The organism is Protofrankia sp. Cas8, assembly GCF_963555845.1.
GTDB lineage: Bacteria > Actinomycetota > Actinomycetes > Frankiales > Frankiaceae > Protofrankia.
This window is the reverse complement of record NZ_CAUVXI010000353.1, coordinates 1-1190: the sequence shown is the minus strand read 5'-3', so window position 1 is coordinate 1190 and position 1190 is coordinate 1. Positions and strand designations below refer to the sequence as shown.

At 62.9% G+C, this 1190-nt stretch carries 1 protein-coding gene; it reads left to right on the top strand.

Annotated elements, in window-relative coordinates:
• Window positions 1–535 precede the first annotated feature (535 nt).
• Window positions 536–1190, top strand: a 655-nt coding sequence (locus U9977_RS26735) for a reverse transcriptase domain-containing protein (protein ID WP_322752040.1), incomplete at its 3' end; no start/stop codon positions are given.

The window sequence follows — 1190 nt, the reverse complement described above, 5'->3', positions numbered from 1 at the left end:
CTGCTGCGCCATGAGGTGCAGTGTTGTATCCCCCGCGCAGCGGGGAGAGACAGGAGGTACGTCTCTGGATCCGATGGCTAACTCTGCGCCGAAAGGCAATACGGGGACTGTAGCATGCCAGGAAACTAGCGGTCATGCCCAGGCGTATGGGGTGATGCGTTAGGGGATCCGCGCGGCACGGCGAAAGCTGGATTGCCTGAAGTCTAATCTCCAGAAGGCGCAACCTGAAGCCCGCCGGAAAGACGCCCGACACCGGCGCCGCTCCCTGCGGCAGGATACCAGACTGCCTGCCGCAAACCTCCGGGACGCGGAACGATGCCCAGCGAGGGCATTCAAGGAGATGAGTGGACCGCCTAAACCGCGCTATACACGTACGACACGAGCGAACATGGGATCGCCTAAGGGGTGCGAGCCCTACGGCGACAGAGTGCCCGTAGTAGTCGCGGGAGTCACGACCCGCCAGGGAGGACGGGAAGTCCGTCCGCAGGGCGAAGGGGCACAGGTGATCGGACACTACGACCGAAAGGCATGCGCAATGCAGAGCGCCGAAACGGTTCTGGGTGTCCTCCGCGACCGTGGCAGGAAGGGCCTGCCGTGCAACGAGCTGTACCGACAGATGTTCAACCGCGACCTGTACCTGCGGGCCTACGGGAGGATCTACGCCAACCAGGGCGCCATGACCCCCGGGGCCAGCACAGAGACCGCGGACGGCATGTCCGAGGACAAGATCGACCAGATCGTCGAGGCGATGCGGCACGAACGGTACCGCTTCAGTCCGGCCCGGCGGGTCTACATCCCGAAAAAGAACGGGAAGCTGCGCCCGCTGGGACTGCCGTCCTGGTCGGACAAGCTCGTCGGCGAAGTAGTGCGCCTGCTGTTAGAGGCATACTATGAGCCGACGTTCTCCGACCATTCGCACGGGTTCCGGCCCAGGAGAGGCTGCCACACCGCGCTGCGGGACGTGGAGACAACCTGGACTGGTACCACGTGGTTTGTCGAGGGCGACATCTCCGACTGCTTCGGGTCCTTGAACCATGAAATAATGGTCGGGATCCTGTCGGAGAAAGTCCACGACAACCGGTTCCTGCGGCTCATCAAACAGATGTTGAAAGCCGGGTACCTAGAGGACTGGAAATACCACGAAACACTGAGCGGCTCGCCGCAAGGCGGCGTGATTACGCCCCCAACGC